Annotated in this window: 26 protein-coding genes; 25 read left to right on the forward strand and 1 reads right to left on the reverse strand. The window is 46.4% G+C overall.

Annotated elements, in window-relative coordinates:
- Positions 1-16 precede the first annotated feature (16 nt).
- The 23 genes from FKV70_RS26850 (at position 17) to FKV70_RS01600 (ending at position 22,035) form a co-directional block, all read left to right on the forward strand.
- Complete coding sequence (locus FKV70_RS26850; protein WP_280115051.1) at positions 17-145, forward strand: hypothetical protein; 129 nt, start codon at positions 17-19, stop codon at positions 143-145.
- Positions 146-165: 20 nt separating this feature from the next.
- The gene (locus tag FKV70_RS01500; RefSeq protein ID WP_142611616.1) at positions 166-2,043 is read left to right on the forward strand and encodes a transcriptional regulator; all 1,878 of its coding nucleotides are present in this window, start codon (positions 166-168) and stop codon (positions 2,041-2,043) included.
- A 16-nt stretch (positions 2,044-2,059) separates the two neighbouring features.
- Positions 2,060-2,701 (forward strand): LysM peptidoglycan-binding domain-containing protein, encoded by a 642-nt coding sequence (locus FKV70_RS01505; RefSeq protein WP_063207644.1) that lies wholly within the window; start codon positions 2,060-2,062, stop codon positions 2,699-2,701.
- On the forward strand, positions 2,698-3,675 hold the full coding sequence (locus FKV70_RS01510; protein WP_142611617.1) for an XkdQ/YqbQ family protein: 978 nt from the start codon (positions 2,698-2,700) through the stop codon (positions 3,673-3,675). Before FKV70_RS01505 ends, FKV70_RS01510 begins: the two co-directional genes overlap by 4 nt.
- A complete protein-coding gene (locus FKV70_RS01515; protein ID WP_013369781.1) occupies positions 3,668-4,075 on the forward strand; it encodes a hypothetical protein in 408 nt (135 codons plus the stop codon). Before FKV70_RS01510 ends, FKV70_RS01515 begins: the two co-directional genes overlap by 8 nt.
- Positions 4,062-4,532 (forward strand): DUF2634 domain-containing protein, encoded by a 471-nt coding sequence (locus FKV70_RS01520; RefSeq protein WP_081276710.1) that lies wholly within the window; start codon positions 4,062-4,064, stop codon positions 4,530-4,532. The genes FKV70_RS01515 and FKV70_RS01520 overlap by 14 nt, the downstream gene beginning before the upstream one ends.
- Positions 4,532-5,683 carry a baseplate J/gp47 family protein gene (locus FKV70_RS01525; protein WP_142611618.1) on the forward strand — a complete coding sequence of 384 codons (1,152 nt, stop codon included), beginning with the start codon at positions 4,532-4,534 and terminating at the stop codon, positions 5,681-5,683. Before FKV70_RS01520 ends, FKV70_RS01525 begins: the two co-directional genes overlap by 1 nt.
- A complete protein-coding gene (locus FKV70_RS01530; RefSeq protein WP_142611619.1) occupies positions 5,676-6,350 on the forward strand; it encodes a YmfQ family protein in 675 nt (224 codons plus the stop codon). The genes FKV70_RS01525 and FKV70_RS01530 overlap by 8 nt, the downstream gene beginning before the upstream one ends.
- Before the next feature lies 1 nt (position 6,351).
- Positions 6,352-8,895 carry a hypothetical protein gene (locus FKV70_RS01535; RefSeq protein ID WP_142611620.1) on the forward strand — a complete coding sequence of 848 codons (2,544 nt, stop codon included), beginning with the start codon at positions 6,352-6,354 and terminating at the stop codon, positions 8,893-8,895.
- Between the two features lie 12 nt (positions 8,896-8,907).
- Positions 8,908-9,513 carry a hypothetical protein gene (locus FKV70_RS01540; protein ID WP_142611621.1) on the forward strand — a complete coding sequence of 202 codons (606 nt, stop codon included), beginning with the start codon at positions 8,908-8,910 and terminating at the stop codon, positions 9,511-9,513.
- A gap of 64 nt (positions 9,514-9,577) precedes the next feature.
- Positions 9,578-9,844, forward strand: coding sequence for a hypothetical protein (locus FKV70_RS01545; protein WP_142611622.1), 267 nt, complete (start codon positions 9,578-9,580; stop codon positions 9,842-9,844).
- A gap of 41 nt (positions 9,845-9,885) precedes the next feature.
- Complete coding sequence (locus FKV70_RS26855) at positions 9,886-10,017, forward strand: hypothetical protein (RefSeq protein ID WP_280115052.1); 132 nt, start codon at positions 9,886-9,888, stop codon at positions 10,015-10,017.
- A gap of 52 nt (positions 10,018-10,069) precedes the next feature.
- Positions 10,070-10,837 carry a putative phage tail protein gene (locus tag FKV70_RS01550; RefSeq protein WP_425280347.1) on the forward strand — a complete coding sequence of 256 codons (768 nt, stop codon included), beginning with the start codon at positions 10,070-10,072 and terminating at the stop codon, positions 10,835-10,837.
- Positions 10,838-10,878: 41 nt separating this feature from the next.
- Complete coding sequence (locus FKV70_RS01555; protein ID WP_064795477.1) at positions 10,879-11,268, forward strand: phage tail-collar fiber domain-containing protein; 390 nt, start codon at positions 10,879-10,881, stop codon at positions 11,266-11,268.
- A gap of 15 nt (positions 11,269-11,283) precedes the next feature.
- Positions 11,284-12,303, forward strand: a complete 1,020-nt coding sequence (locus tag FKV70_RS01560; protein ID WP_142611624.1) for a phage tail protein — start codon at positions 11,284-11,286, stop codon at positions 12,301-12,303.
- 130 nt (positions 12,304-12,433) lie between these two features.
- Complete coding sequence (locus tag FKV70_RS01565; protein WP_142611625.1) at positions 12,434-12,880, forward strand: phage holin family protein; 447 nt, start codon at positions 12,434-12,436, stop codon at positions 12,878-12,880.
- 153 nt (positions 12,881-13,033) lie between these two features.
- Positions 13,034-14,002 carry a glycoside hydrolase family 25 protein gene (locus FKV70_RS01570; protein ID WP_142611626.1) on the forward strand — a complete coding sequence of 323 codons (969 nt, stop codon included), beginning with the start codon at positions 13,034-13,036 and terminating at the stop codon, positions 14,000-14,002.
- A gap of 745 nt (positions 14,003-14,747) precedes the next feature.
- The gene (locus FKV70_RS01575; protein WP_142611627.1) at positions 14,748-16,403 is read left to right on the forward strand and encodes an ABC transporter substrate-binding protein; all 1,656 of its coding nucleotides are present in this window, start codon (positions 14,748-14,750) and stop codon (positions 16,401-16,403) included.
- Positions 16,404-16,432: 29 nt separating this feature from the next.
- Positions 16,433-17,437, forward strand: a complete 1,005-nt coding sequence (locus FKV70_RS01580) for an ABC transporter permease (RefSeq protein ID WP_142611628.1) — start codon at positions 16,433-16,435, stop codon at positions 17,435-17,437.
- Between the two features lie 35 nt (positions 17,438-17,472).
- A complete protein-coding gene (gene nikC, locus FKV70_RS01585; protein ID WP_142611629.1) occupies positions 17,473-18,384 on the forward strand; it encodes a nickel transporter permease in 912 nt (303 codons plus the stop codon).
- Positions 18,385-18,594: 210 nt separating this feature from the next.
- Entirely contained in the window at positions 18,595-20,010 is a 1,416-nt protein-coding gene (locus tag FKV70_RS01590; RefSeq protein ID WP_064795471.1) for a deoxyguanosinetriphosphate triphosphohydrolase family protein, read from the forward strand.
- 71 nt (positions 20,011-20,081) lie between these two features.
- Positions 20,082-21,026 carry an MsnO8 family LLM class oxidoreductase gene (locus tag FKV70_RS01595; protein ID WP_142611630.1) on the forward strand — a complete coding sequence of 315 codons (945 nt, stop codon included), beginning with the start codon at positions 20,082-20,084 and terminating at the stop codon, positions 21,024-21,026.
- Between the two features lie 22 nt (positions 21,027-21,048).
- Complete coding sequence (locus FKV70_RS01600; RefSeq protein ID WP_142611631.1) at positions 21,049-22,035, forward strand: RNA methyltransferase; 987 nt, start codon at positions 21,049-21,051, stop codon at positions 22,033-22,035.
- A 4-nt stretch (positions 22,036-22,039) separates the two neighbouring features.
- Here the strand turns inward: FKV70_RS01600 and FKV70_RS01605 are convergent, their stop codons facing one another.
- Entirely contained in the window at positions 22,040-22,996 is a 957-nt protein-coding gene (locus FKV70_RS01605) for a D-2-hydroxyacid dehydrogenase (protein ID WP_142611632.1), read from the reverse strand.
- Between the two features lie 226 nt (positions 22,997-23,222).
- On the opposite strand from FKV70_RS01605, the gene thpR reads away from it, so the two are divergent.
- Entirely contained in the window at positions 23,223-23,789 is a 567-nt protein-coding gene (thpR, locus tag FKV70_RS01610; protein WP_142611633.1) for an RNA 2',3'-cyclic phosphodiesterase, read from the forward strand.
- Positions 23,790-23,900: 111 nt separating this feature from the next.
- Positions 23,901-24,713: a cell wall hydrolase gene (locus FKV70_RS01615; RefSeq protein WP_063207694.1), complete on the forward strand. Its 813-nt coding sequence runs from the start codon at positions 23,901-23,903 to the stop codon at positions 24,711-24,713.
- Positions 24,714-24,793 lie beyond the last annotated feature (80 nt).

A 24,793-nucleotide genomic window follows, 5' to 3' on the forward strand; every position in this document is an offset into this window, starting at 1 on the left:
CGGGGGAATGACGACGATGCTGTACCATTTGTGGGTCCGGCACCACCTTCGTCCCGGAGACTTTTGGCGGCTTCCTCGCGGTGAGCGCATGCTGCTGCTGGCGTTTGCTGAAGAAGAACTAGATGCTCTAGCAGATAATACGTAGTAGTAAAAGGAGGTGTAGGTGTGGATGATATTTTGGATATAAGAAGTTTAAGTAGAGTTAATAAAGAATTAAAAGCTATGGATCGATACTTTGAGAGTATCCAGAAGAGGGCAAGAAATTTTGGGCTTAGTAGTTTCCAAAGACAAAAGATAGTTATTGACCAAACTACGGAGTCAGTTAAGCGACTTTCTAATGCGTTGAGTAATTTAACTTCACGTTTATATAAAATAAATCGCCTGGCCCGAAATTTATCTGGAATTAAGATTGCTGTTAAATGTGCCTGTTCTAAGGATTGCTCGAAATGTAGATCAACATGTCACAGTAAGATGGGCAGTTCTAATGGGATCAACCATTCTTTGACTAATTTACAAAAAAAGATCACGTCTCAACTTGGTTTACAAAACAAAGTAAACATTAACAAGTCCTCAGCTCCTGGCGTGCCCTTAAAAACTAGCACATCTAATTCTCCCAGCAAATCTGTAATTTCTCAGAGCTCTGCGACTAAAAATACTGAAAAAGAAAAGATAGTTGTAATAAAGCCTGTTATGAATACTATGGCTTTCATTAAGAAATTTAGTAAGGTGAATGATGCTGTAGAATCACTAAATAAAACTATTAAAGCCTACAAGGCCATTACTCCGTCACAAGTTGCTGCAATGCCTTCATGGTTACAAACTGCTAAAACTAAAATTGACGATGTAGTAAATCGAATTAAAACATCTACTATTTACACACGAGCAGCCTCTATGTACTCGGGTGCGCCATCTTGGGTAAAAACAGGTTTGAAGGGTGCAGGTAAAATAGCCAAAAGCGCCATTGTTGTTGCAGATGTTGTATATGATGCTTCTGAAATACTCAATGCTACTGGAGAAGAAAAGTATAAACTAATAGGTGAATTTGTTGGCTCAAAAATAGGTAATATAGTAGGTAAAAGTGTAGGTGGAGCTACCGTGGCTATTCCTTATGTGGGACCAGTTATCGCTCCTATTGCCTCATTAGTTCTTGGGGCGGCAGGAGAGTGGTTAGGTGGTATAGGTGGGGGCAAAATTATGGAAAAAGTCTGGTATGCTAAAACGCATCTTAAAGGCTGGACTAAATCCTTAAATGAAGGCATTGATACTACTACCAAAGATTTTAAACAAAGTATGAATGGTTTTAACAATGAAGTGGCTAATAAAACGAATAATATAAAGACTACTGCTCCTGTAACAATTGATTCTTGGAGTAATAAAATTGTCAATTTCATTGGGAACAAAAGTGAAAGTGCTATCGGAATTGTTGAGAATATAACAGGGAAACTCTCAAAAGGAATACCTTTATCTAGTGATTTGACTAATAATATGAAGGGAGCACTTGAAAACAAGATTAATGGTGTGAGTAATCGATTAAAAGGTTATGTTCCAGGGTTGGCAGAAGGGGTCAAGGAGAAAATCAACAATATTAGTGAAGGGACTAAAAATTTCTCTAATAAATTGAATAACTTTGTTCAGAAAAATGCTGACCCTTTTAAAGAAAAAGTTAAAAAAGCAACATCAAAAACAAGCGATTTCCTTCAAATGATCTTGGATTCTCCAGAGAAATTGAACTGGGAGCTTATTCAGAGCACAGAGAAAACTGCTGCTAAAAAAAGTACTCCGAATAAATATTCTCGGACTTTAGTTGCAAGTTCTAGAACATATCGTGCAAATGATAGACACAGAACGGCAGCAGTCCATTCAGTAAAGAACACAAATAGAAATAAATCAAACATGCAAGTGAATATGCCAACAGGAGCAATTCAGGTGGCTGTTGGTGAACGTGTTAATTTTGATGCTTTGGCTTCAGAAGTAGGCAAACGCTTCGTAGCAGGATTCCGTCAAGCTATGGATAACAACAAGACAGCTAGGGCCCTAGTGTGAGTAGGAGGTGAATAGTATGGAGTTTAGTTTGACGGATGGTAAGGGGAAAAAGTTTCAGTTTCCAGTAAATCCTGAGGAAGTAACGATTTCACGACAAAAAGGATTTGATACAACAACGATTTTATCCTATGGGGAGTTTGACTTCCCACAAGGGGAGAAGGTGAAGGAAATCTCCTTCTCTTCTTTTTTTCCAAAAGAGTACAATCCAGCGTATTGCACATACGAAGACATCCCTGATCCGCAGGAGGCCATGAACACGTTGAATGGCTTTTTGTTATCCAAGAGCCCGCTACGCTTTATCATTACAGAGACAGCCGTGAATGTACCTGTAATTGTGGCTTCTCATAATTCAACCTTTCGGGGCGGGGAATATGGGGATGTGAATTTTGATTTGTCACTGCGAACCTGGAGTGAAATGAAAGTGGCCAAAAAAGCCGGCAGTGGGGCGAAGTCTGCTACAGTCAACAAAAAGCCTCGCACGGATATGAAAGAAAAAAAGAAGACTTACACGGTTAAATCGGGAGATTCCTTGTCCAAAATTGCCAAGCTGGAGTTAGGGGACAGCTCGCAATGGAGTCGCATTTATCAGCTTAACAAAAAGGTCATTGGACAAAATCCAAATTCTATTAAACCGGGTCAAAAGCTGGTGTTATCATGAGCTACAAAGTCATTTTACAGGATAAATATGATTTATCACCTCTCGTAGAGAACATTAATTTGAGGGATTCGCTGGAGCAAATCGCTTATCAGGGCACGGTCAATTTGGTGGTTACGCCGGATATGCCGCCCATTTCTCCAGGGATGTCGATTCGGGTAAGTGGGATTCCTTATGGTAAAAAGGATTATGTCCCGTTGCTGTCTCCAGCCGTTATTTGGGAAGTAGAAACTTCGAACAATGGGCTCAAACGTATGACGCTGACGATATATGATCGCACCGTATATTTGGACAAGTCCGAGGATGAATATTTGCTCCCTGCCAAGCAGACAGCTACCCAGCGTTTTCAGAAGTATGCGAGGGACTGGAAACTAAAAATCGCTTCATTGCCAGACACAAGAAAGCAGCTCGGGCGCGCTGTATACCGAACACAGTCCATTTACTCCATGATGCTGGGAGATCTGCGGGAAACGGCAAAAGCGGGAGGCAAGCTGTATCATCCACGGATGGTTACTTCCGGTTTGGAGCTTTATGAACTGGGCACGAACAAAGATGTGTACATTTTGGAAAGAGTGACCGATACGACACAATCCCGTACGCTGGAAGGTGCGGCCACGAGAGTGAAGGTGCTGGCTACAACGGCAAGCGAGACGGGCAAAGAGGTTCCTTCCAAAGTGATGGCACTTGAAGAAAAGGACATTGCCAAATATGGAACCCTTCAGGTAATCGTGCAGGATGACGAGGTGAAGTCGGGTGCAGCGGCACGCGAGTTGGCCAAAAGTAAGCTGAGAGGCATACAACAAACGATATCGGTAAATGCGCCAGATATGAACACGATTCGAGCAGGAGACGCGGTAATGTTAGGGGCCATGAAGCTGCTGGTGATTTCAGTGAGCAGGGAATTGGGCAACCCGGGCAGTATGTCGCTGGAGCTCGGAACGTATGGCGATGTAAAAAGGAGGTTTTACCTTGAATAAGGACCCCTACGGGCATTTAGCCACTGCGCTGCAATCCTCATTTCATAAACATACCAAGCAAGCGCTGAGTGGAGTAGGTGCAGTATTAGGTACTATCACCTCCACAGGACTCAAGCTGGACGATTTTAAACATGAGCTCCAGGATTATCTGGTCGCCGAGCTGCCGGGGCTGCTATCTGTACCGCGCCATATGTACAAAGGCACCTCAACCTCGGTGGAATCAGAAAATTGGGAAGGCAAAGAGCTAAAAACTTCCTTTTATATCGGGGAAGATGAGCTGGAGGATGTAAATCTGAGCCTGAACAAAGGACTTAAGCCTGGGGATCGGGTACTGGCGGTGCGGGTGAATAGCGGTAACGATGTGGTTGTCGTGTGCAAGGTGGTGAATGGACGTGGCTAATTTATTTCCCGAAACAGATGATATGATTTGGACAGATGCAGATGTGACCGATCCAGATGTGCTGGAGGATAACCGTGCAGTATTTGGGCGAAGCTGGAGGTTTGATTTTGAAGCCGGGGAGTTTGTTATGAGCCCTAGTCGTAAAATCGTGACTACAGGCGAGAAAGAAGCCTGGGTACAGTGGTGTGAAAAAGCCATACGCACTCCTCGCTATCGGCATGTGATTTATTCGCCTGACTATGGAAGTGAGCTGGAGGAGCTGATTGGCAGCAGCTATGGGCACGGGGTGCAGGAAAGTGAAATTAAACGCATGGTCACAGAGGCGTTGCTAGCGGATGCACGTACGGCTAGTGTGGACCAGTTTACGTTTCGCTGGGAAGGTGAGGCATGCTATTTTAGCTGCCAGATTACGAACGTGCGAGATGAAACGGAAATTGTGGAAAGTGTGGTGATCTAATGGTAGACTTGCCGGAATATTTGGTAGACCAGACGGAAGAGGAAATCTTAAATCGAATGCTGGAAAAAGTGCCTTCGGACATTGATAAGTCCGAGGGCTCTTTTATTTGGGATGCGCAGGCGCCGGTGGCGTTTATGCTTTCTGAAGCCGCAATCTGGGCGCAGGAGCTGCTGCGTCGAGGCTTTGCCAGCACAGCAGCCAGCGATAACCCGGATTTTCGCTCGCCAGAGCTGGATTTGCGGACAGCAGAGCATGGAGTGACACGGCGGGAAGCCGTTGCGGCCTCAGGGAAGGTCAAGTTCACAGGCACAGCGGGAACAACTGTCCCAGCGGGAACGTTGGTGGCGACTCCGGCAGATGATGTGTCCGGAGAAGCCTCGATTGAGTATGCGACTACGGCCTCGGTCACGCTGGATGAGCAGGGCACAGGGGAAGCAATCATCCGGGCGGTCAATCCCGGACGCCGCGGCAATGTTCCAGCAGGCGTCATCCAGGTGATGGCTACTCCGATTAGCGGGGTGTCCTCCGTGATCAATACGGAGGAAACCAAAAGCGGCACAGACGTTGAGAGCGACCAGCTGCTGCTGGAGCGTTTTTATGCCAAGGTGCGGAACCAGGGCACAAGCGGCAACAAGGCGCAGTATACCCAGTGGGCAAATGAGATTGCTGGCGTGGGTGGCGTGGAGGTTGTTCCGCTCTGGAAAGGTCCAGGAACAGTGGGGCTATATGTGCTGGATACGGATAAACGCGCTGCCAGCCCGGATATTGTGGCTGCGGTGCAAAAGTATATCGATCCAACTCAGGATGGGCAAGGCGAAGGGCTAGCACCAGCGGGCCCCGTGGTGACGGTCATGCCAGCGGCTGAAGTAGTAATAAACATTTCGGTCAAGGTACAGCGCACCAAAGAGAAGCCGTCCACTCTGGATGAAATCAAAAAGCTGATTGAAAACGGTGTGCGGACGTATTTGAAGCAGCTTGCTTTTTACAAGGCAGATCCGTTGGTACGGTACACCCGGATTTCCGCTGTGCTGCTGGACATTCCAATTATTATTGATTTCTCTGAACTGAAAATTAATGGACTGAGCAATCAGAATATTGAGATTGGATCAGGTCAGGTGGCCGTACTGGGGACGGTGAGCGTCAGTGAGTAACAGCGGAATGAACAGTTTTGAAGAGCTTTTGAATAACCCAGACGAGGGAAAACGTACAAATCGTAGTGACACTTTTGTTAATCGAGTAACTCTAGCGGAAGATGCAATGGGTCAAATGAGCAGCGAGCGGGGACGCGAGCTGCTTTCCTATTTGCCCGCCTATTATGAAACCTCACGTGTGATGCGTTCTGATATGGATGCTAAAGGAAGCGAACTGGACGCTTTGTATCTGGCAATGGACGCAACGGTGGGACAGTTTTTCGTACGTACTGCCACCTGGGGGTTGGAACGCTGGGAAATGGAGCTGGGGATCGAAACCGACCTGGCGAAGCCATTGGATCAACGGCGTGCCGTGGTGGAATCGAAGCTGCGAGGGGCAGGAACTTTTTCCGGCCGGCTTGTCAAAAATGTAGCTGAAGCGTATGACGGAGGCACGGTAGAGGTTACTTTTCATCCTGCCGAATGGGGATTTACGGTCAAATTTATAGATACCATCGGGATTCCTCCCAACGTGGAGGATCTGAAAGCAGCCATTGAGGAAATCAAGCCCGCTCACATGGCAGTGGAGTATAAATTACGTTACCTGACCATTGCCGAAGTGGAGTCTATGACCCTCTATGAAAATGAACATACAACACAGGATAGATATTTAGGAGGTGGCGCATAACATGGCAAGCGAAAAAACACCGAATCTTGGTTTAAATCAAATTGACCGCACATCACCCAAAACGACGTATTTTGATTTGGAAAAGTATCTGGATCAAAACTGGCGGTCTGTTGATGAATTTGCTGGTGGTGTAAATGATAGTGTAAATGAGATTAAGAAGCGCCTGGATACGACGGAACGCAAGGCGGTAACTTTGGAACCCGGTGTACAGATTGTTCGTGCGGAAAAGGCCGCGCCATTTTCGTTGACGGGACTAAGCGGACGTACGTTGGTGAATTTGTTGGGGCGGGTAGGCTCTTGTGACCGAATTGACAGCCTTTTAGGTTGGGAAGCTGATCTTGCAGTGGATACATCTAATAAGGCGCAGGGTACGGGATCTATCAAGGTTACTGCAAAGAATGCCTCCGGTGTGTATAACGTGTATAGTACCGAATTAAAGCTTACTGGTGGAAGATACTATGTCGCCCTGGCTGATGTTAAAAACATCAATGCCTCAAGTAATATCTATGTAAACTTTTCTACAGGTGGTAATAAGGCGCTCAAACAGTCCAAAGATCAGAGTCGATTTGTAACGATCTATACAAAATGTGTACCGACAAACGATACTGAGGTGAACTTAGAAGTTACATCAATTTCAACAGCAACTGGCCAAGCTTTTTATGTAGACGCTATTCGTCTTTATGAGATTAACGCTTCAGATTATGCTGCCTTAGACAGCATGACCGCTGAACAGGTAGCTATCAAATATCCATATGTGGATAGCATAATGCCTGTTCGTAATCCGTATGCGATTCGGTACGGAGAAAACCTGGCCCCGCATTCTTTTTATTCTTGGGATACTAAGGTTGGAACGCCTATTATTAAAGACGGTCAAAATGTTGTCGTTTCTTCTTCGAATATAATGATAGCATCCATCTCCCCGCTAGTTCCTGGGCAAATTTACACTGTTTCCGGTCAGTCGAGTGGGGCAACGGGCAGAATACATGTAAATTCACAAAATGAGACTGCAGTTATCGGTAATGTAACAGGTAGTGGACGTATCTCGTACACATTCACAGTTCCTGCGGGCACTAATGGTATAGTAATCCGTTTGTTAGGGACATCCACGGAAGAAATAACGCTTTCGGATATTATGCTCAACATTGGCAACACAGTAAAACCATTCAAGCCGCGAGAAGACTCCATGCTTGCTCTGCAAACAGATTTGCACGCAGATCCGGTGTCAGGTGGTAATGCCGATAGAATTTTTGTGCAAGAGGGGCAGTGTTTTAAAAGTAAGATATGGAGAAATTTGGTGCTAGATGGGTCATTACCTTGGTCTTTTTTTTCATCAGCAACGGGATATAAAGTTGTTCGACTACCTATCACTAACGGCAGGGTTGATAGTGAGAGAATAACTAAGTTTGATGGTAAGTTGATTCAACATGTTTTCCCACTGGGTGGGTCAGATCAATCGCACCTTAGTCCGGATTCTGGCGTTGTTGGTCTGTCCATCTCGAGCGCAGATAGCGGATGGGGAGACAACTATACGCCAACAACGGATGAAATTAAAGTGTATTTTATGGGTTGGAAAATGTATGATGCTGGAACGTATACTCCAGAGGCGGCACAGGCAGCAACTATCGCCACATATAACGGCACAGGCACAAAATACTGGGTACATCGCGTTGGTACAGCTACCTATTCCAAGCCGTTACCTAGCAGCTCTTATGAAGAATACACGCCTTACCAACTTGTGTATCAGCTTGAGGCACCTACTGTTGAACCTATCGTTAGCGAGGGACAGTTATCGTTTAACGAGGGGGATAATCAAGTTGAAGTAGGTACGGGGATTGTTCTGCGTGAAAGCTCTGGTGTTAACACGATTGCTGGTTTTTACGCCTATATAAATGCCGAACACCCTCTAAAGTACAAGCCGTGGAATATCCTTGGTGTGTACAGAAATGGGAAAAAGGATTCTCGGTGGGAGGTTGTTATTAGACCAGCGACAGACCCTGCTATTTCAATAGGAAGAGCATTTGCGAGGTTAGCTGTAGGATTGTATGATCCAGCGGATAGCTTTTCAACAACTTACGTTATGTCGGACCTATCACCAATTATACAGTTCATAGGCTCCTACGCAGCCAATGAAAAGACGCTGTTGACAGACTTGGTAAAAAGTGTACAGCAGGCTAACGCTCGTGTGTCTGTGGTTGAGAACAAGAAGGCTGACAAGGACAAACCTGAATGGATTACGCCTACGTTGCTTAATGGTTGGGTCAATTATGATACAGTTCGTAGACCACTGAGCTATTACAGAGATTCACAGGGGTGGGTTCACGTTCAAGGGTATATAAAGGGTGGTGTGGGTACTTTCGGTTCAGTCATTTTCAGCTTCCCAGAGGGGTATAAGCCCGAAAGTCCGATAGAGGTAAATGGAATTAGCAACAATGGCACTAACTCTACGCCTTGCACTCTTTACGTGGGGGTTAATAGCCTACAATGTGATACGGATGTTAAAAATTCCGCCTTGGTAGTTAACTTCTCATACCGCGTAAAACAATAAGGAGGTCACGCCATGAAAGCAGCACCTAAAGTAAATACAAACGGCCTCTATCTTGAGGACGAGCTGGTGGACGATACCTTTTCAGGTATCGTCCCTTTTTATACTCCATTTTCACCTACGCTATCTGATACAAACCAGCAACTAGCCACCCATCGGCTTGCTGACAGTAGCTCTAGTACCACAGATGGAACAAGTTCAGAAAGCATCCCTGCTGGTTATACAGTAGGGATTCCAGTGCCATCTGGTCTATACCATCCTCGTTTTGACATCCAAGGTTGGCTGACCTATGAAGCGGAATATAATCAAAAGCTGATGGAAGCACAAAAAGCCTTTGATCAGTTGAACAACGAATCCCAAGTTTTATTTCAGAAGCAGCATGATGAATGGCGAAGCAAGCCGGAAAACGAACGTGGAGACGAGCCTGTATATTCTGCTCAGACATTCACGGCTCCAGAACGAAGAGAGCCGACGACATTCTGGAATGAAGGGTTGAGTGAGGAAGCAATTAAGGAACTGGCACAAAAAGCAGGGCAACAGCCAAGCGAGACAGATCAACTGAAGCAGCGGATTGCAGATCTCGAAGTGACGTTGACCCAGCTCATGCTTGGTAACACATGAAAATAACGTGTACTGACGATGATATGTAACAACAATCTTTATAAAAAGAGGTGAAGTCATAACCATGGCAGCTTTAACAGAGGCTCAAATACGTATTTGTGCTCATGCTTGCATCACCCGCTATGATCGGGGAGAAGGCCATGTAGCAGCTATTATTGGAAACTATGCTTTAAATGAAGAACAACGTAAACAAGTGTTTGGAATGATTTTATCCAATCGCTCTGATCTGGTGTTGGATAACATAGAGGATTCGCCATCTATGGAGGTTTCGAGTGCACAGCGAGAAACGGTTAAATGGTATAGCTCAATTTTCCGTAAGAAGACAGTATAAGTACAGAGCAAAAAATGCCTGTACTCAAAGGAGGAGTGAGCATGTATGAAAGAGTGTTTTTAGTTTTGATGAGTTTCTCCAGGCTGAAAATGAAAAGACAAAGCAAACCTTTTATAAACATTCAGCCCGATCAGGTGGTAGAGCTGGGGATGGTGAGTATGGATGGGTATTGATGAAAAAAAGGAATCTGTTATCCAAGATATAACCGGAGAATTCAAAAATCGAATGTTCAGTTCGCGGGGACAAGAGCTATTCTCCTATCTGCCAGCCTATTATGAAACCTCTCGTGTAATGCATGTCGATATGGATGTAAAGGGTAGCGAACTAGATGTTCTATATCTTGCTTTGGATGATACATTAGCCCAATTTTTTGTTCGCACCGCCACTTGGGCGCTGGAAAGCTGGGAGATGGAGTTAGGTATCCCGATCAATTTGGGAAAGCCGTTGGAACAGCGACGTTCTGTCGTGGAGTCGAAACTCCGTGGGAGTGGTAAATTTTCAGGCAATTTAATACGGAAAATCATGAACTCTTTTGGTGTGGAAGGGGAAGTAGACTTTCATCCGACGGAATATAAGTTTGGTATAAGCTTTGAAAACCATATCCCCGAAAATATGATTGATTTCAAAAAGATTATCGAGGATATTAAACCTGCTCATCTTGCTTTTTATATGAATAATAAAACTAGGCTTGCATTTCTTCATGAGAATCTAATGGTTTCTCGTATTCGATTACGTTCGCGAGTTCGCTTTTTTGGTGGGAAGCCATGGTATCTAGATGGTGTCGAGTTACTGAACGGAATAGCCTCTTTGTCTGGGTGGACAGAGGAACCTATGCGTTATGTGAACCGTATGAAATTAGTCACCAAATATCAAGTGATTCATCATCAGGAAGGCAACGTGAAAATTCGAAACCATTATTGGAAGTTAGATGGAAGTAGGAAGCTGGATGGAAGTCAGATGTTAAGCTCAACGGAGAAAGTCATTTCAATTTAAACAAACTAGCTTTTACTTTTAAAATAGAAAGGATGATAAGTGTGGCAGAACAAGTTCTGACAGTTACAACTGCTTACGCAAGGGAACAAATGGCACGTGCCCGCGCTGAGGGAGGAACGCTGACAAAAGTGATAAAGATGGCGTTTGGTAGCGGAGGCGTAGATCAAGCGGGGAAACCACTGCCTTTGGACGGAGCAGAACAGGCCTTGAAAAAGGAATTGATCCAAAAGGAAATTACTAGTTTTGAATTCATTGCGCCTGCGACGATCCGTTATATTTGTTCACTAGCAGAAAATGAACTGGCGGGTGAGACGATTAATGAGCTTGCGCTGGTAGACTCGACGGGTAAGCTGACAGCTGTTCGTACAATGACTAATAAAGTGAAAGATAGTGATATGGAATTTGTATTCGAAATTGATGACATTTATTAAGGAGGATGAAGAAGTATGAGTATACAACAACCACGCAGATTTGTTACTACTGATCAGGGACATGCGGACGTTCTGAATGTCCCCATTGATACTCTTTACGCAAACGATCAGGAATTGGCCGCACAGGTTGAAAATATTAAAAAGGATCCGGCTGGAAACGGGGTTGCTTCTAAGGAAGCGTTAGACAGCCATGCCAGTAATACAGATCTCCACGTTACGGCAGCCAAACAAGCGGCATGGAGTGCAGCTGAGGGAAATGCCAAAAAGTATACAGAGCAATATGCAGCACCAAAGCAGCATAGTCACCCGGCATCAGATTTGCCTTCTGCATCCACACAGGCGAGAGGGATTGTGCAGCTTAATACCTCTACCGGCAGCACAGCTACAGATCAGGCAGCTACTCCCAGTGCGGTAAAGGCGGCTAATGATAGAGCGAATGAAGCTTACAACCGGGCTGAACAGGCTTTTCAATCTGGCAATGACTACAAGCAACGCTTGGTAGCCGAAATCATTGCCAATGGAGGATCGGCTACAATGTCAGAGGACTTTAATAGTCTCATCTCGAAAATAGCACAATCTGCACAAATGAAATATAAGGTTCAAACGATTCAGCGCGGGACGGCTAACGGCGACCTATTCACGATGCCTGCTGGGTTTAACAGCCTGGCTTCCGGTTCACTCCTGTCATATGGTCCCGGAGTCAGTTCGGCTTTTTATATGTCTATGAGTCAGGACGCTACTGTTTTATTCTACATGCTGGATGGTTCCGGTAGACGATTTGACTTTCCGGTACACCGTGAGCCTTGGAAAAGCGGTTCTACCTACTACTGTACCGGATTCAAAATCGACAAGGCAGTAGGAACAGCTAGTGTTATTTTTTATACAGGATCGGCACAGCAGGGGACGGGTGGCCCGACGATATCAATCAACATCCCAGGAGACTTTAACCTAAAAGGTGGGGTCAAATTGCGCTGTGATATTACGGGCAGCATCACTTGGTACTATCAAGGTTATCTTACAGCTATCGGGTGGTAGGTGGTTGTTATGAGTAAAAGATTAACCAGCGTATCCAAACCGGATACTCTTTTTTTCTGCCCCCAACCGTGGTCGGGGGCTTATATTACGTCGGGAAATTTTTCCTGACCAACAGATCGGGGGAACAAACATGCATGAAAAGATCGATCAGATTTGGCTGGGGTTTTCCACGGGGACCTTGATCGGTTATTTTTTCGGGGGGTGGACCACAATGTTGACGTTGCTGTGGTGGATGGTCGTGATCGACTTTTTCACCGGATGGGCAGCGGCCTGGATTAATGGAGAGCTGAAAAGCCGCCAAGGGTATTACGGTATTTTTCGCAAGGTTACCGTGTTTCTACTCATTACGGTAGCTCATCTGATCGACGGTATTCTCGGGGATGCACATTACTTCCGGGATGCCGTCGTTTTCTTTTATTTAGCGAACGAGCTGTTGTCCATTATAGAAAATGTGGGCAGAATGGGAGTGCCGATGCCGGATATTTTGCGGAATGCGGTAGCCATTTTTGAGTCCAAATCGAGTGGGGAAAAAATAAAGCCACCCGACCCTTCCGACAAAGAAAATAAAGCTTCATAAAGTGCTGACCGTCGCCCTTGCAAAAAAAAGGAAGATGGTCTTTTCGCCTTTTTTCGGCATAAAAGTGGAAAAGCCCATACCGGCTCCTTGGTCCAAGCATATATAACAGAGACAGAGTGCTACAACATTATGAATGACAGGGGGGAGCGCCTTATGCAAAGTCGCAGCCCTAACGCGGCCGAAGGCATTGACGTGTCCCGATATCAGGGAACGATTGATTGGAAACGTGTGCGAGCCGATGGCAAATCATTTGCATTTATTAAAGCAAGTCAAGGACAGCGTTACATTGATCCGACATTTATCACGAATGCAAAAGGGATCAGGGCAGCCGGAATTTTACTTGGAGCTTACCATTTTGTAGATGCGACCACTGTAAACGCAGCCAAAGCGGAAGCCAGGCATTTCGCCGAGGTGCTGGATCAGGTAGGGGGTGCGAAAGCGCTAGACTTGCCAGCGGTCATGGATTATGAAAACAATCCGGGAGGGCTTAGCTCAGCCGCAATTCATGAGATTGCACTGGCATTTTTGACGGAATTTGAGCGAGTCAGCGGTTGCAAGCCGATGGTATATACGGGCAATGCTTTTGCTGCCCATTTCAAAGCCCCGTTGGGTAGTTATAAGCTATGGATTGCGCGTTACAGTAGTACACGAGTGCCTAGTGATACCACACCATGGAAGAATTGGGATTTCTGGCAATACAGTGATAGTGGACGGGTTGAAGGCATCCAAGGGCCAGTTGATCTGAATGTATATGCTGGAACAGAGGCTGAGTTACGCCAAGCATTTGCAAGAGAAGAGGGGGAAGAACCCATGACAGCGGAGGAAAAAGCAGTATTTAAGGCCCTGCAGCAGCAGGTGGCCGCCCTTGAAAACAGCAGAGATGTGCTCAAGCAAACATTAAATGAACAGAGCGCTTATATTAAAAAGGTGGATCAGCGAGTAGCTGAACTGGAGGCGCGTCAGGCTATGCCTGTACCAGCCTGGGCCAAGGAAGCGATGGCTGCTGCTGTTGCAGTTAATCCGGCAAGCCCGATTGTGGATACGAAACTGCCAAGCAGTTATGATTTTTATCGTTTGCTGGTCGTGTTGAACCGTCTAGGTGTGTTTAAAATCACCAAGTAATTTACTAGAGCGTTTATAAAGTGTGAGTCATTGGGTGAAAATGCAGCATATCTATCAGCAGGACCGAGCTGCGACGGCCCCTGTATGTTTCTTTATTTTAGAACATAGCTGGGAGTTGGGATTTAAAGGATGGAAGCGGTGTTGTAAGAGGCAGATGTTTACTTATAAAGTTTCTGTGGCATTTTTTCATCGTAAAAGGAGTCAGGCCGTGTCTGTAGGTTCAGTGATGAATGCTTCTTTGAGAAAGATCATACTCCTGCTTGTAGGTTTACGACCACAAGCAGGAGTTTTATTTGATATGAACGTGTAAGTTGATTTGTGATGTTAATTAACATGATGCATAAAAACATATCGTAATGTATGAAGAACCCCCTTGTCTGCTTCCAGATTTTATAGTAAAGTATCCAATAATCAACTTATTTTGAAACAAGTATTCACTATCTGTGAGTATATATCACACATTCTCCATGATCTAACATAATCCTCTCTTTTATGACATTACATCTATTCAATTTTCCTACTACATCTCTTACATACACCACTAGATTATGAGTGCTTCTGCCAGTATTTTACGATAAAAGCCTGTCCAGAACCCCCATACTTTCCCTACTACTACACCTATTGGATGAACTCTGAACTTGGGACTACAGCTTGAGGACAAGCTTGTCATACCAATCCATAGGACTTGGTATTCATCCGGTATCAACGAATTAACAATATATAAGGTGTGAAAGGGGCTTGCTGCATGGGCAAAAAATACGCAAAACACAACATCTGGACAGTACTGCTGGTACTTGCGCTAGGAGCTGTTTTGGCGCTTTCCGGTTGTGGAGGAGCAGGTGAAGGTGCAAAACCAGAGGCAGGAAAATCGCCAGGCGGAGCGGGGGAAGGTGTGCAGGACACGTTAATTTATGGGCGAGGTGGGGATTCCGTGGCACTGGATCCTGCCATTGTAACAGATAGCGAATCCCTAAAGATTGGACATCAGGTATTTGATTCCCTATTGGAGTACAAGGACGGTACAACCACAGTACAACCCGGATTAGCTGAGAGCTGGGAAGTGTCTCCAGATGGTTTGGTGTACACATTCAAGCTGCGGCAGGGTGTGAAATTCCACGACGGGACTGACTTTAATGCAGAGGCGGTCGTGTTTAACTTCGAGCGCTGGGCTAATACGAAAAGTCCATATAAATATGAGGGAGACTCATTTGACTATTATGACTCCATGTTTGGTTCCGAAAAAAGCCGGGTGATCAAATCGGTCAAGGCAGTAGATGCCAGCACCGTTCAATTTACATTAAATAAACCGCAGGCTCCTTTTCTGCAAAATTTAGCTATGACTTCATTTGGGATTGCTAGTCCCAAGGCTGTGCAGGAGAAAAAGGCTGATTTCAAAAGCAATCCGGTGGGTACAGGACCGTTTGTATTTAAAGAATGGAAGCGGAATGACTCCATTACACTGGAGAAAAATCCGAATTATTGGAAGAAGGGACAGCCCAAGCTGGCTAAGGTCATTGTGCGCTCTATCCCCGACAATACTGCACGATATAATGCGCTGCAAAACGGGGAAATTGATCTGATGGAAGATATGAACCCGGATGATGTGAAGCAGTTAGAAGGTAACAGTGAGTTGGTGAAAATTGAACGTCCACCTTTCAATATTGCGTACATTGGGTTTAATTTGAAGAAAAAGAAATTCGATAATCCCAAGGTGCGGCAGGCATTGAACCACGCAGTAAACAAGCAAGCTATTATTGATGCACTATTTGCCGGACAGGCTAAGCCAGCGGTTAATCCGATGCCACCTACGTTATGGGGATACAATGATGGCATTCAGGACTACGCCTATGATCTGAATAAGGCTAAATCTTTGCTGGCGGAAGCGGGCTTCCCTAACGGGCTTCCAGAGCCACTAATCTTCTATGCCATGCCTGTATCTCGTCCATACATGCCTGACGGCAAAAAGGTAGCAGAGGCCATTCAGGCGGATTTTGAGAAAATAGGCGTCAAAGTCAACATTCAATCTCCGGAATGGGCTACGTATCTGGATGATCTTAAGGCTGGGGAGAAGGATGATTTGTACATGCTGGGCTGGAACGGGGACAATGGCGATCCGGATAACTTCCTGTACACCCTATTGGACAAGGATACAATTCCAGGTAATAACCGCAGTTTCTATGCGAACGAGGAGCTGCATAAAATTCTAGTAAAAGCTCAAACGGAAGTGGATCAGGACAAACGTACTGAGCTGTACAAGCAAGCGCAGGAAATCATCAAAAAGGATGCGCCATGGATTCCACTGGTACACACGACACCTTTAATGGCCGGGAAAACTAACCTTAAAGGGTTTGTTCCTTCTCCAACAGGCACCGAATCGTACAGTAATGTTTATTTTGAATAGCCTAAACGCAAGCAGGCGGTGAATAGCATATGAACTCATATATTGTAAAAAGGCTGGCTATATTGATTCCGGTATTGCTGGGTATGACGCTTATCGTGTTTTCGATTATTCATGCTATTCCCGGTGATCCGGCGGAAACGATACTGGGGGACAAGGCCACGGAGCAGTCCAAACAGGCGCTGCGCGGGCAATTAGGGCTGGATAAGCCGTGGTTACAGCAGTATGGGACCTATCTAAGTGAGCTGGCACGAGGGGACTTGGGCGATTCCATTCGCACCAGGCAGCCGATTGCCCGGGAAATGGTCCCTTATCTGGCGGCTACGCTGGAGTTGACGGTCGCAAGCATGTTTTTTGCCGTTGTCGTGGGTATGAATGCAGGCATTGTGAGTGCCTGGAAGCGAAATTCCTGGTTTGACTATGTCAGTATGGTGATTGCCCTGGTCGGAGTATCGATGCCGATTTTTTGGCTGGGCTTGATGGAGCAGTGGATCTTTGCTAATAAGCTGCATTGGCTCCCTTCCATCGGACGCATGAATTCCCGTGATCCAGTGGAAGCTGTGACGAATTTAGCCGTGATTGATGCGTTCATAGGTGGACGTATGGACCAAGTGTGGACCGTCATCAAGCATTTGATCCTGCCCAGTATCGCACTGGGCACGATTCCAATGGCGGTCATAGCGCGTATTACCCGTTCCAGCATGCTGGAGGTGATGGATGCGGACTATATCCGCACCGCTCGGGCGAAGGGGCTGGCATCTTTTCAAGTGGTGTACAAACATGCACTTAAAAATGCCGCTATCCCCGTGCTTACTGTCATCGGTCTTCAGACCGGCTCTCTACTGGGAGGCGCCGTACTGACAGAGACCATATTTGCCTGGCCTGGCATTGGGCGGTACATTTTTGAAGCGATAAGCTCGCGGGACTATCCGGTTATCCAAAGCGGAATTTTGATCATTGCGTTCCTGTTCGTCATCATTAATCTGATTGTCGATTTGCTGTATGCCGTTCTTGACCGGCGTATCCATTATCATTAATCAAGTCGTCAATGGGTCAGAGGGGAGGTTGTCCGATGTCACAATTTTCAATGCAACCCAATAACATACCGACAACACGCAGTCCATTGGCGTATTCGCCTGTCGTGTCAGGCCCTTGGAGAGATGCGTGGAGAGCTTTTCGCCACAACAAGATGGCATTAGTTGGTCTGAGCATTATTATCTTCTTTGTCATCATTGCTTTGATCGCGCCCTGGATTGCTCCTTTTGACTATAAAGAGCAAAATTTGGTAAGCCGCTTGCAGCCTCCTTCCGCAGAGCATTGGTTCGGTACCGATGATCTGGGTCGAGATTTACTGACTCGTACGCTGTATGGCGCCAGAATCTCGTTATGGGTCGGTTTCTTGTCCGTTATTGGTTCGATGATTGTAGGAACTGCTCTGGGATTAATCGCGGGCTTTTACGGAAAATGGGCTGATATGATCATCTCGCGCCTATTCGATATCTTGCTGGCGTTTCCGGGCATTTTGCTGGCAATTGCTATTGTGGCGATTCTCGGGCCGTCGTTGGAAAATGCATTATACGCTATTGCCATTGTCAATGTGCCTACGTATGGACGTTTGGTTCGCTCCAAGGTGCTGAGTGTTAAAACGGAGGAGTATATAACTTCTGCGCGGGCGCTCGGGGCTAATAATCGGCGCATCATACTCCGTTATATTTTGCCTAATAGCCTGACACCGATCATCGTACAGGGAACATTGGGGATTGGAACGGCCATCATTGAAGCAGCAGCGCTCGGATTTCTCGGTTTGGGTGCACAACCTCCTGAGCCTGAGTGGGGCAAAATGTTATCCGATTCGCGGCAATATATCCAAAATGCACCTTGGACGGTTATTTTTCCGGGTGTATCCATTATGCTAACTGTTTTGGGCTTTAATCTGATGGGGGATGGCCTGCGGGATGTTTTGGACCCGAAAGCAAAGCATTAGAACTTGGTTTCGTTTTCTGAGGTGTTCCCTGGCCTGAATATGCGGCTGGAGGGACACCTCTTTATTATGATATTTCTTGATGTTTCGGTAAGATCACTGTCTGTGCAATGGCGCCAAAAATAATTTTCATTGCTGAAAGTCATGTGAACTTTCCTGAGGCGTGAAAAAAATGTATAATCACTCCAATTGAGTACGTAGGGAGTGGGCTTTATGACATGGCAAAACAAGAGAGAACATCGGCAATTTGCGGAGCAGACACGAAGCGACGCTTCACGGGCGGCATATGAACGGGATTATTCCCGATTGATCCATTCACCGACTTTCCGTCGGTTGCAGGGTAAATCACAAGTATTTGGCGCAGGCACAGGCGACTATTATCGCACACGGTTGACACATTCTTTGGAGGTAGCGCAAATTGCCCGTGAGGCAGCACGAAGCTTGCTGCGCCGTCATCCAGAGGTAGAGTTGGAACAGGCGGATAATGCAGGACTGATCATTGACCCTGAGGTGGTGGAGTGTGCGTCGATCGCACATGACTTTGGACATCCACCGTTCGGGCACAAGGGAGAAGAGGTACTGGACGGGATTTTGGATCAACTGATAGAGACAAAGGTAGAAAAGATATCCGCAGCTGGCGGCTTTACGCCAGAGTCCAAGCGTGGACTTGAGGCCTATGCGCGTGAGCGACAAATTTATGAGCATTTTGAAGGGAATGCGCACAATTTTCGGCTGATAATGTTTTTGGAGAAGCGTGAAAATGTGGATGGTTTGAATTTGTCGGACGCGGTGTTGCTCGGAATCAACAAATACCCGTATCCAGGAATTTTGAATAAAAAAGGGTTGTACCTGCATGAGTGGGAATATATACGTTCGATCCGTGAGGATTGGGGCATCCCTGACGGTAAAAAAACGCTGGAGGCCCAGCTCATGGACCTGTGCGACGATATTGCTTATTCCGCGCATGATCTGGAGGATGGGATTAAGGCAGGGAAAATTGAAGTGCACGAACATTTCTTATATGATCCATACTTAATTCGTCTGATTACGGAGAAGATCACTACGCTGGAGGATAGCTTCTGGCAAGGCTGGCAACTGACTGAGATTGAACAGAAGGTAGCGGCAGTGCTAAGCGAATTTTTGAAGGTGTGGAATGGCAAGATGCCGATATGCGAACACGACTATTCTCGCACCCGCCGTGAGGTGAAGGCATACTGGGTCAGTCTGTTTGTCAGTAGTTTAGGTGTAATTGATGATGGAAATTGGAAGAAGGTAACCTTTGTACGGGATGGAAGCGAGGATTTGGATATGCTGCGCACGGTGAGTGTGTTAAAAAGCTTCGCTTGGGTCACCATGATCCGCGATCTGCGCGTGCAGCGTCTGCAAAAACGCAGTGAATGGATGCTCAGACGGTTATGGTTGGCTTTCCTGGACCCTGAAACATCCAAGTCCATTATTCCAACCGATTGGCTCCAGCGCTATGAGCGCGACCAAGCCAAGGCAAAACCGATCTGGACATGGGAGCATATGGTCATCGATTATATTGCAGGCATGACCGATGCGTTTGCTGAAAAAATTTATAATGAGTTATATGGTCTGAAGGTGGGTTCCATTTATGACCTGGACTAACACTTTTATTTAACCCTATATAGTAGAAGAAACTCGTTTAGAACGGATATAAGGGAGGGGGGAAGGCGTATATGCAACCTCAATCTTTAGCTATTAACTCGTTGAATCTTGGTGTACTTGATATGGTACCGCTGCTGCCCGGCACTCGCCCGGAGCAAGCGGTTCAATGGGCAGCGGAGTTGGCGAGACAGGCGGAAGCGTGGGGATATACACGCTACTGGACCTCCGAGCATCATGATATGGAGGGGCTGGCTTCCTCCAGTCCAGAAGTGCTGTTGTCTCATATCGGGGCGGTGACGACAACAATCCGACTGGGTGCGGGAGCTATATTGCTTCCGCATTATAGTCCAGTCAAGGTCGCCGAATGGTTTCATCTGCTGGCCGCTCTATATCCGGGCAGAGTCGAATTGGGGCTGGGGAGAGCCCCTGGCGGGGGACCTCATGCTTCGATGGCACTAAGTGGCAATTTTCTTCAACATGTGACCGAGCTGCCACAGAAGATGGAAGCTCTATTGGCTTTATTGGAAGGCACATATGAATATGAGCAGACCCCTGTGATTGCCCGTCCGATGCCAGATCAGCCGCCAGCACTGTGGATGCTGGGTACCAACCGAAAAAGTGCCGAATATGCTGCAAGGTATTCAACAGGCTATGTATTTGGCCAATTTATGAGTGAACAGCAAACGGAAGAAATGCTAAGCATTTACCGCTCTCACTTTCAGCCATCCACCCGGATGGACAAGCCGCGTACTATGGTTGCTGTAGGAGCAGTATGTGCTTTGACGGATGAGTTGGCGCAGCAATGGGCTGCTCAGATTTCATTAGGCGATCCGGCGGTACGGGCCAGTTGGTTGGTGGGGACACCAGCGGTTATTGCTGATCAGTTGCGTAGTTTGCAGATCAAATATGATAATAATGAGTTTCTACTGGTCACACCCATTCCCGATTATGAGCAGCGGCTTCTTTCCTACCGACTCATAGCGGAGGCGATGAATTCCAGTCTGGAATCCAAATGAAATGATGAAAAGAGATTCTAACATGAATAAACACGAAACGAATATGAGTGAAATGAAATCAAGCTACATTTATACCTATGCGTGTCATGAAACCGAGCGTGAGCTGTGCCTTTTGGAACTAAAATGCTTATTTGGTCAGGAGCCCATGCATAGTTCCATGCTGTTGTCCCATCTTCGGCTGGAGCCGGGAGTCAGCCCGTTTATCCATCTTCGTCTGGATATCACCATCAATGCGGACACGCTGGAGGAACTATGTGAAGCGGCTTCTATGTTACAGTTGGAGCAAGGAAAGACTTTTAAGGTGCTGTGCCTTAAAGAAGGGGACAATGGGGCCGACTATGATGAACGACGCGGGATAGAACGCCGGATTGGCGCACGTATTCAGGGGCAGGCGCAAATGAAGATGCCGGATGTCACCCTAGGAGTCATACGGGTAGGAGAACGGTGGCTAATGGGCAAGTGCGAGTATAGCGACAGATCATGGCAGGAACGTCGTCAGAAGCCGCAAAATTATTCTACTGGACTCCCCGTTTTGGTAGCTAGAGCACTTGTGAATTTGGCAGCAACAGATCTAACTGCCTCTAAGGAAAAATCAAGCCCCTTAAAACTGTTGGACCCGTGTTGTGGTATGGGCAATGTAATGATTGAGGCATTGAGTATGGGCAAAGATATTCGCGGCTGTGACATCAATCCGTTGGCAGTACGTGGGGCACGAGTGAATTTACGTCATTTTGGATATGAAGAGGATCTGGTGAAGCTCGGAGATATGAATATGCTCACAGGCGCTTACGATGCAGCTATATTGGATATGCCCTATAACCTGTGTTCCGTGCTCCCTGCTGATGAACAAAAAAGGATGCTGCGCAGTCTGAGACGTCTGGCCGCGCGGGCAGTGATCGTGAGCACGGAGCCGATGGCAACATTGCTATCCGAGTCAGGCTGGGTCGTTACGGAGCAATGCCGCATCCATAAGACAGGTATGAGTCGGGAAATCTGGATCTGTGAGTAGGTTGTTAATACTGAGTTTTATAGTTAACCAAATTCAGCGGCAGCTTTTGACCCGTAGCATAGGCTTTTAAATTCGTAAGAAAAATGTCCACCGCTCGTTCAGCATATCGGTCTGTATCCCCTGCAATATGCGGTGTAATTAGCACATGCTCCAGGCTCCATAGTGGATGTGACGCAGGTAGCGGTTCTTCCTCAAATACATCCAGTCCGGCAAAGGCAATATGTTTCTGCTCCAGTGAACGTACCAGGGCATCTGTATGAACAGTCTTGCCACGACCGACATTAATGAAGAAGGCTCCTTTGCGCATAGCTGCAAATGCTTTTTCGTCAAAGAAGTGATGGGTCTCTTCTGTGAATGGCAAAATATTTACCACAATATCCGCCACGCCCAATGCTTCATGCAATTGTTCGTTGGTGTACATGCGTTCTACATGGGGAGCTTCCTTGCCGGAACGGCGAACCCCGATCACACGCATGCCGAAGGCTTCTGCGATCCGGGCGGTTTCACGCCCGATTTCGCCAACGCCTGTAATCAGCAGCGTTTTACCACGTAATTCCGTCAGTTGACCTGCCGGTGGTTGCCATGTTTTCTGACGCTGCAAGAGAGCTGCTTGCTGTAAATAACGGGTATGCGATAGCAGCATGCCAAAGATCTGCTCCGTGATTGGAATCGCATGCACACCGCTCGTATTCGTGAGTGCAATGTCGCGCTTTTCCAGTTCGGCAAGCGGCAGCTTATCAATCCCAGCCGACCAGGTTTGTATCCATTTCAGTTTGCTGTCTGGATGTAATGCCTCCTCGGCAATATGCTTGGACCAGCCTAAAATAATCTCGGCCTCACGGATTTGTTCAGACTTCAGTTCTTGAGCCTTGCCAATAATCAACTCGTAGCCTGGAGCCGCTGCATGAACCTGTATTTTTTGATCTTCCGTCAGTTGATGTAAACTTAAAATGCTTCCCATGATTCATTGCCTCCTCGATGTTTGAATTCTTTGGAGTTTCCAATATATTCTGGCGAACCATCCCTTCAAGGATAACAGATTGCCGGAAAATTTGCATAAGAAGGGTAGAAACAAGCTTGTGGTGTCATTATATATAACAACAAGTGGCTTACCCTGATTAGGGACCAACCAAACAGCTATTTTTTGGAATATCCACGGGATAATCATAAGAAAGGAGAAGCGGTTGATGAAAAATGAATCGCAAAGGCTTTTTACAGCGATTGCTTTGCCGAACGAGCACAAGAAGAAGTTACGTCATTGGGTGGAGCAGGATTTGAATCATTTGTCTTTTCGCAAATGGAGTGACTTCAGAGATTACCACGTGACCCTACAGTTTCTGGGTGATGTGGCGACCTCGGTTATTCCACAACTTGAGCAGGCCCTAGCTCATGCTGCGGCTGAGCATCGTCCGTTCACGCTCGGCATAGGTGAGGCAGGCTTTTTTGGACGTGAACAATTTCCGCGTGTACTGTGGAGAGGAGTGACCGGGCAGCGAGAGCCGCTAGATCAGCTATACCAGTCCATACTTCGGGCTACCGAACCGCTGGGTTTTAAACCCGAGCAAAGGCCTTATCGACCCCATATCACCGTAGCGCGTTCGTATACAGGAGAAGAGCCCGTTTCAGCGTCAGTGTGGCAGTCAAATGGCCGAAGCGGCGAGTCTTGGGTAGTGGGGGAATTTGTGTTATATGCAACACGAATGGGGCAAAAACCGATGTACCAAATAATTCAAACATTCCCATTAATGAGGTGAAACCCTTGATCTATCAGCGAATTTAGTGATATAGTGTTTCAGCGTTATTCAAAAAGCGCATTTTGGGTTACATATCAGAGGAATGTGCTTAAAGTTAACGGGAGGAACATTATGGAAATTATTAAAGAACATCGTTGGTTTGCACCTCTTTTGAGTGTGCTGCTTGTTTGTATATTGGGGATAGGCCTCTACGCTGAGGTTCAGCAAACACAGAATAATCATAAAAATGCACCTATGAAATCTCTGAGTTGGTCAGGAAACACTTCAGTTCCTACATATGGCGACAGGATGGGGACCCGTAACGGGTCAAACAGGACAAGCCCCATCTTTGTCGCTGCTCATGGGCAGCCAAGCTGGAAAGAAATCATGCCGACTCCGTTACCCGCTTCCCAGATGAAGCAGGTGGAACAAGCTCGGAATAACGCTGTTACAGGCAAGAAAAAGCCTGAGGTCCAGCATAGCAAGTCCGCAATCCTAACCCCTCCTACAACCATCTACTTTACGAAGACAAAAATGCTCACTCAGAACGACAAGGCGTTGTCTACCTGGAGCTATCCTGTCTCCGCTAAAGAACTGCTCCTGCTGCAAAAAATAGTAATGGCAGAAGCAGAAGGCGAACCGTACGAAGGCAAAGTGGCAGTTGCCAACGTTGTCTTAAACCGGCTGCGGTCAGCCTCATTTCCCGATACGATTCAGGCAGTGATTTATCAAAAAGCGCAATTTAGTCCGGTTGCGAACGGGCGTCTTCGTCGTGTTCAGCCTAATCAGGACAGCATCCGTGCAGTTACAGCTGCTTTGAATGGCCATAAAGCCGTGCCTGATAACACCTGTTTTTTCCTTTCGCTTACGTTGGCCCAGGACCTTACGGTTCATCATTCGCGTACCAAGGTAAAGACAATCGGTCATCATACCTTTTATAAATGAGTATTTTGCATAAATCCCAAAAGCGACAAATAACAGCCCTTTCTAAACAACGGGTTCAGCTTCGTGAACGTATTTTGTGT

Source organism: Paenibacillus ottowii, assembly GCF_006874425.1.
Lineage (GTDB): Bacteria > Bacillota > Bacilli > Paenibacillales > Paenibacillaceae > Paenibacillus > Paenibacillus ottowii.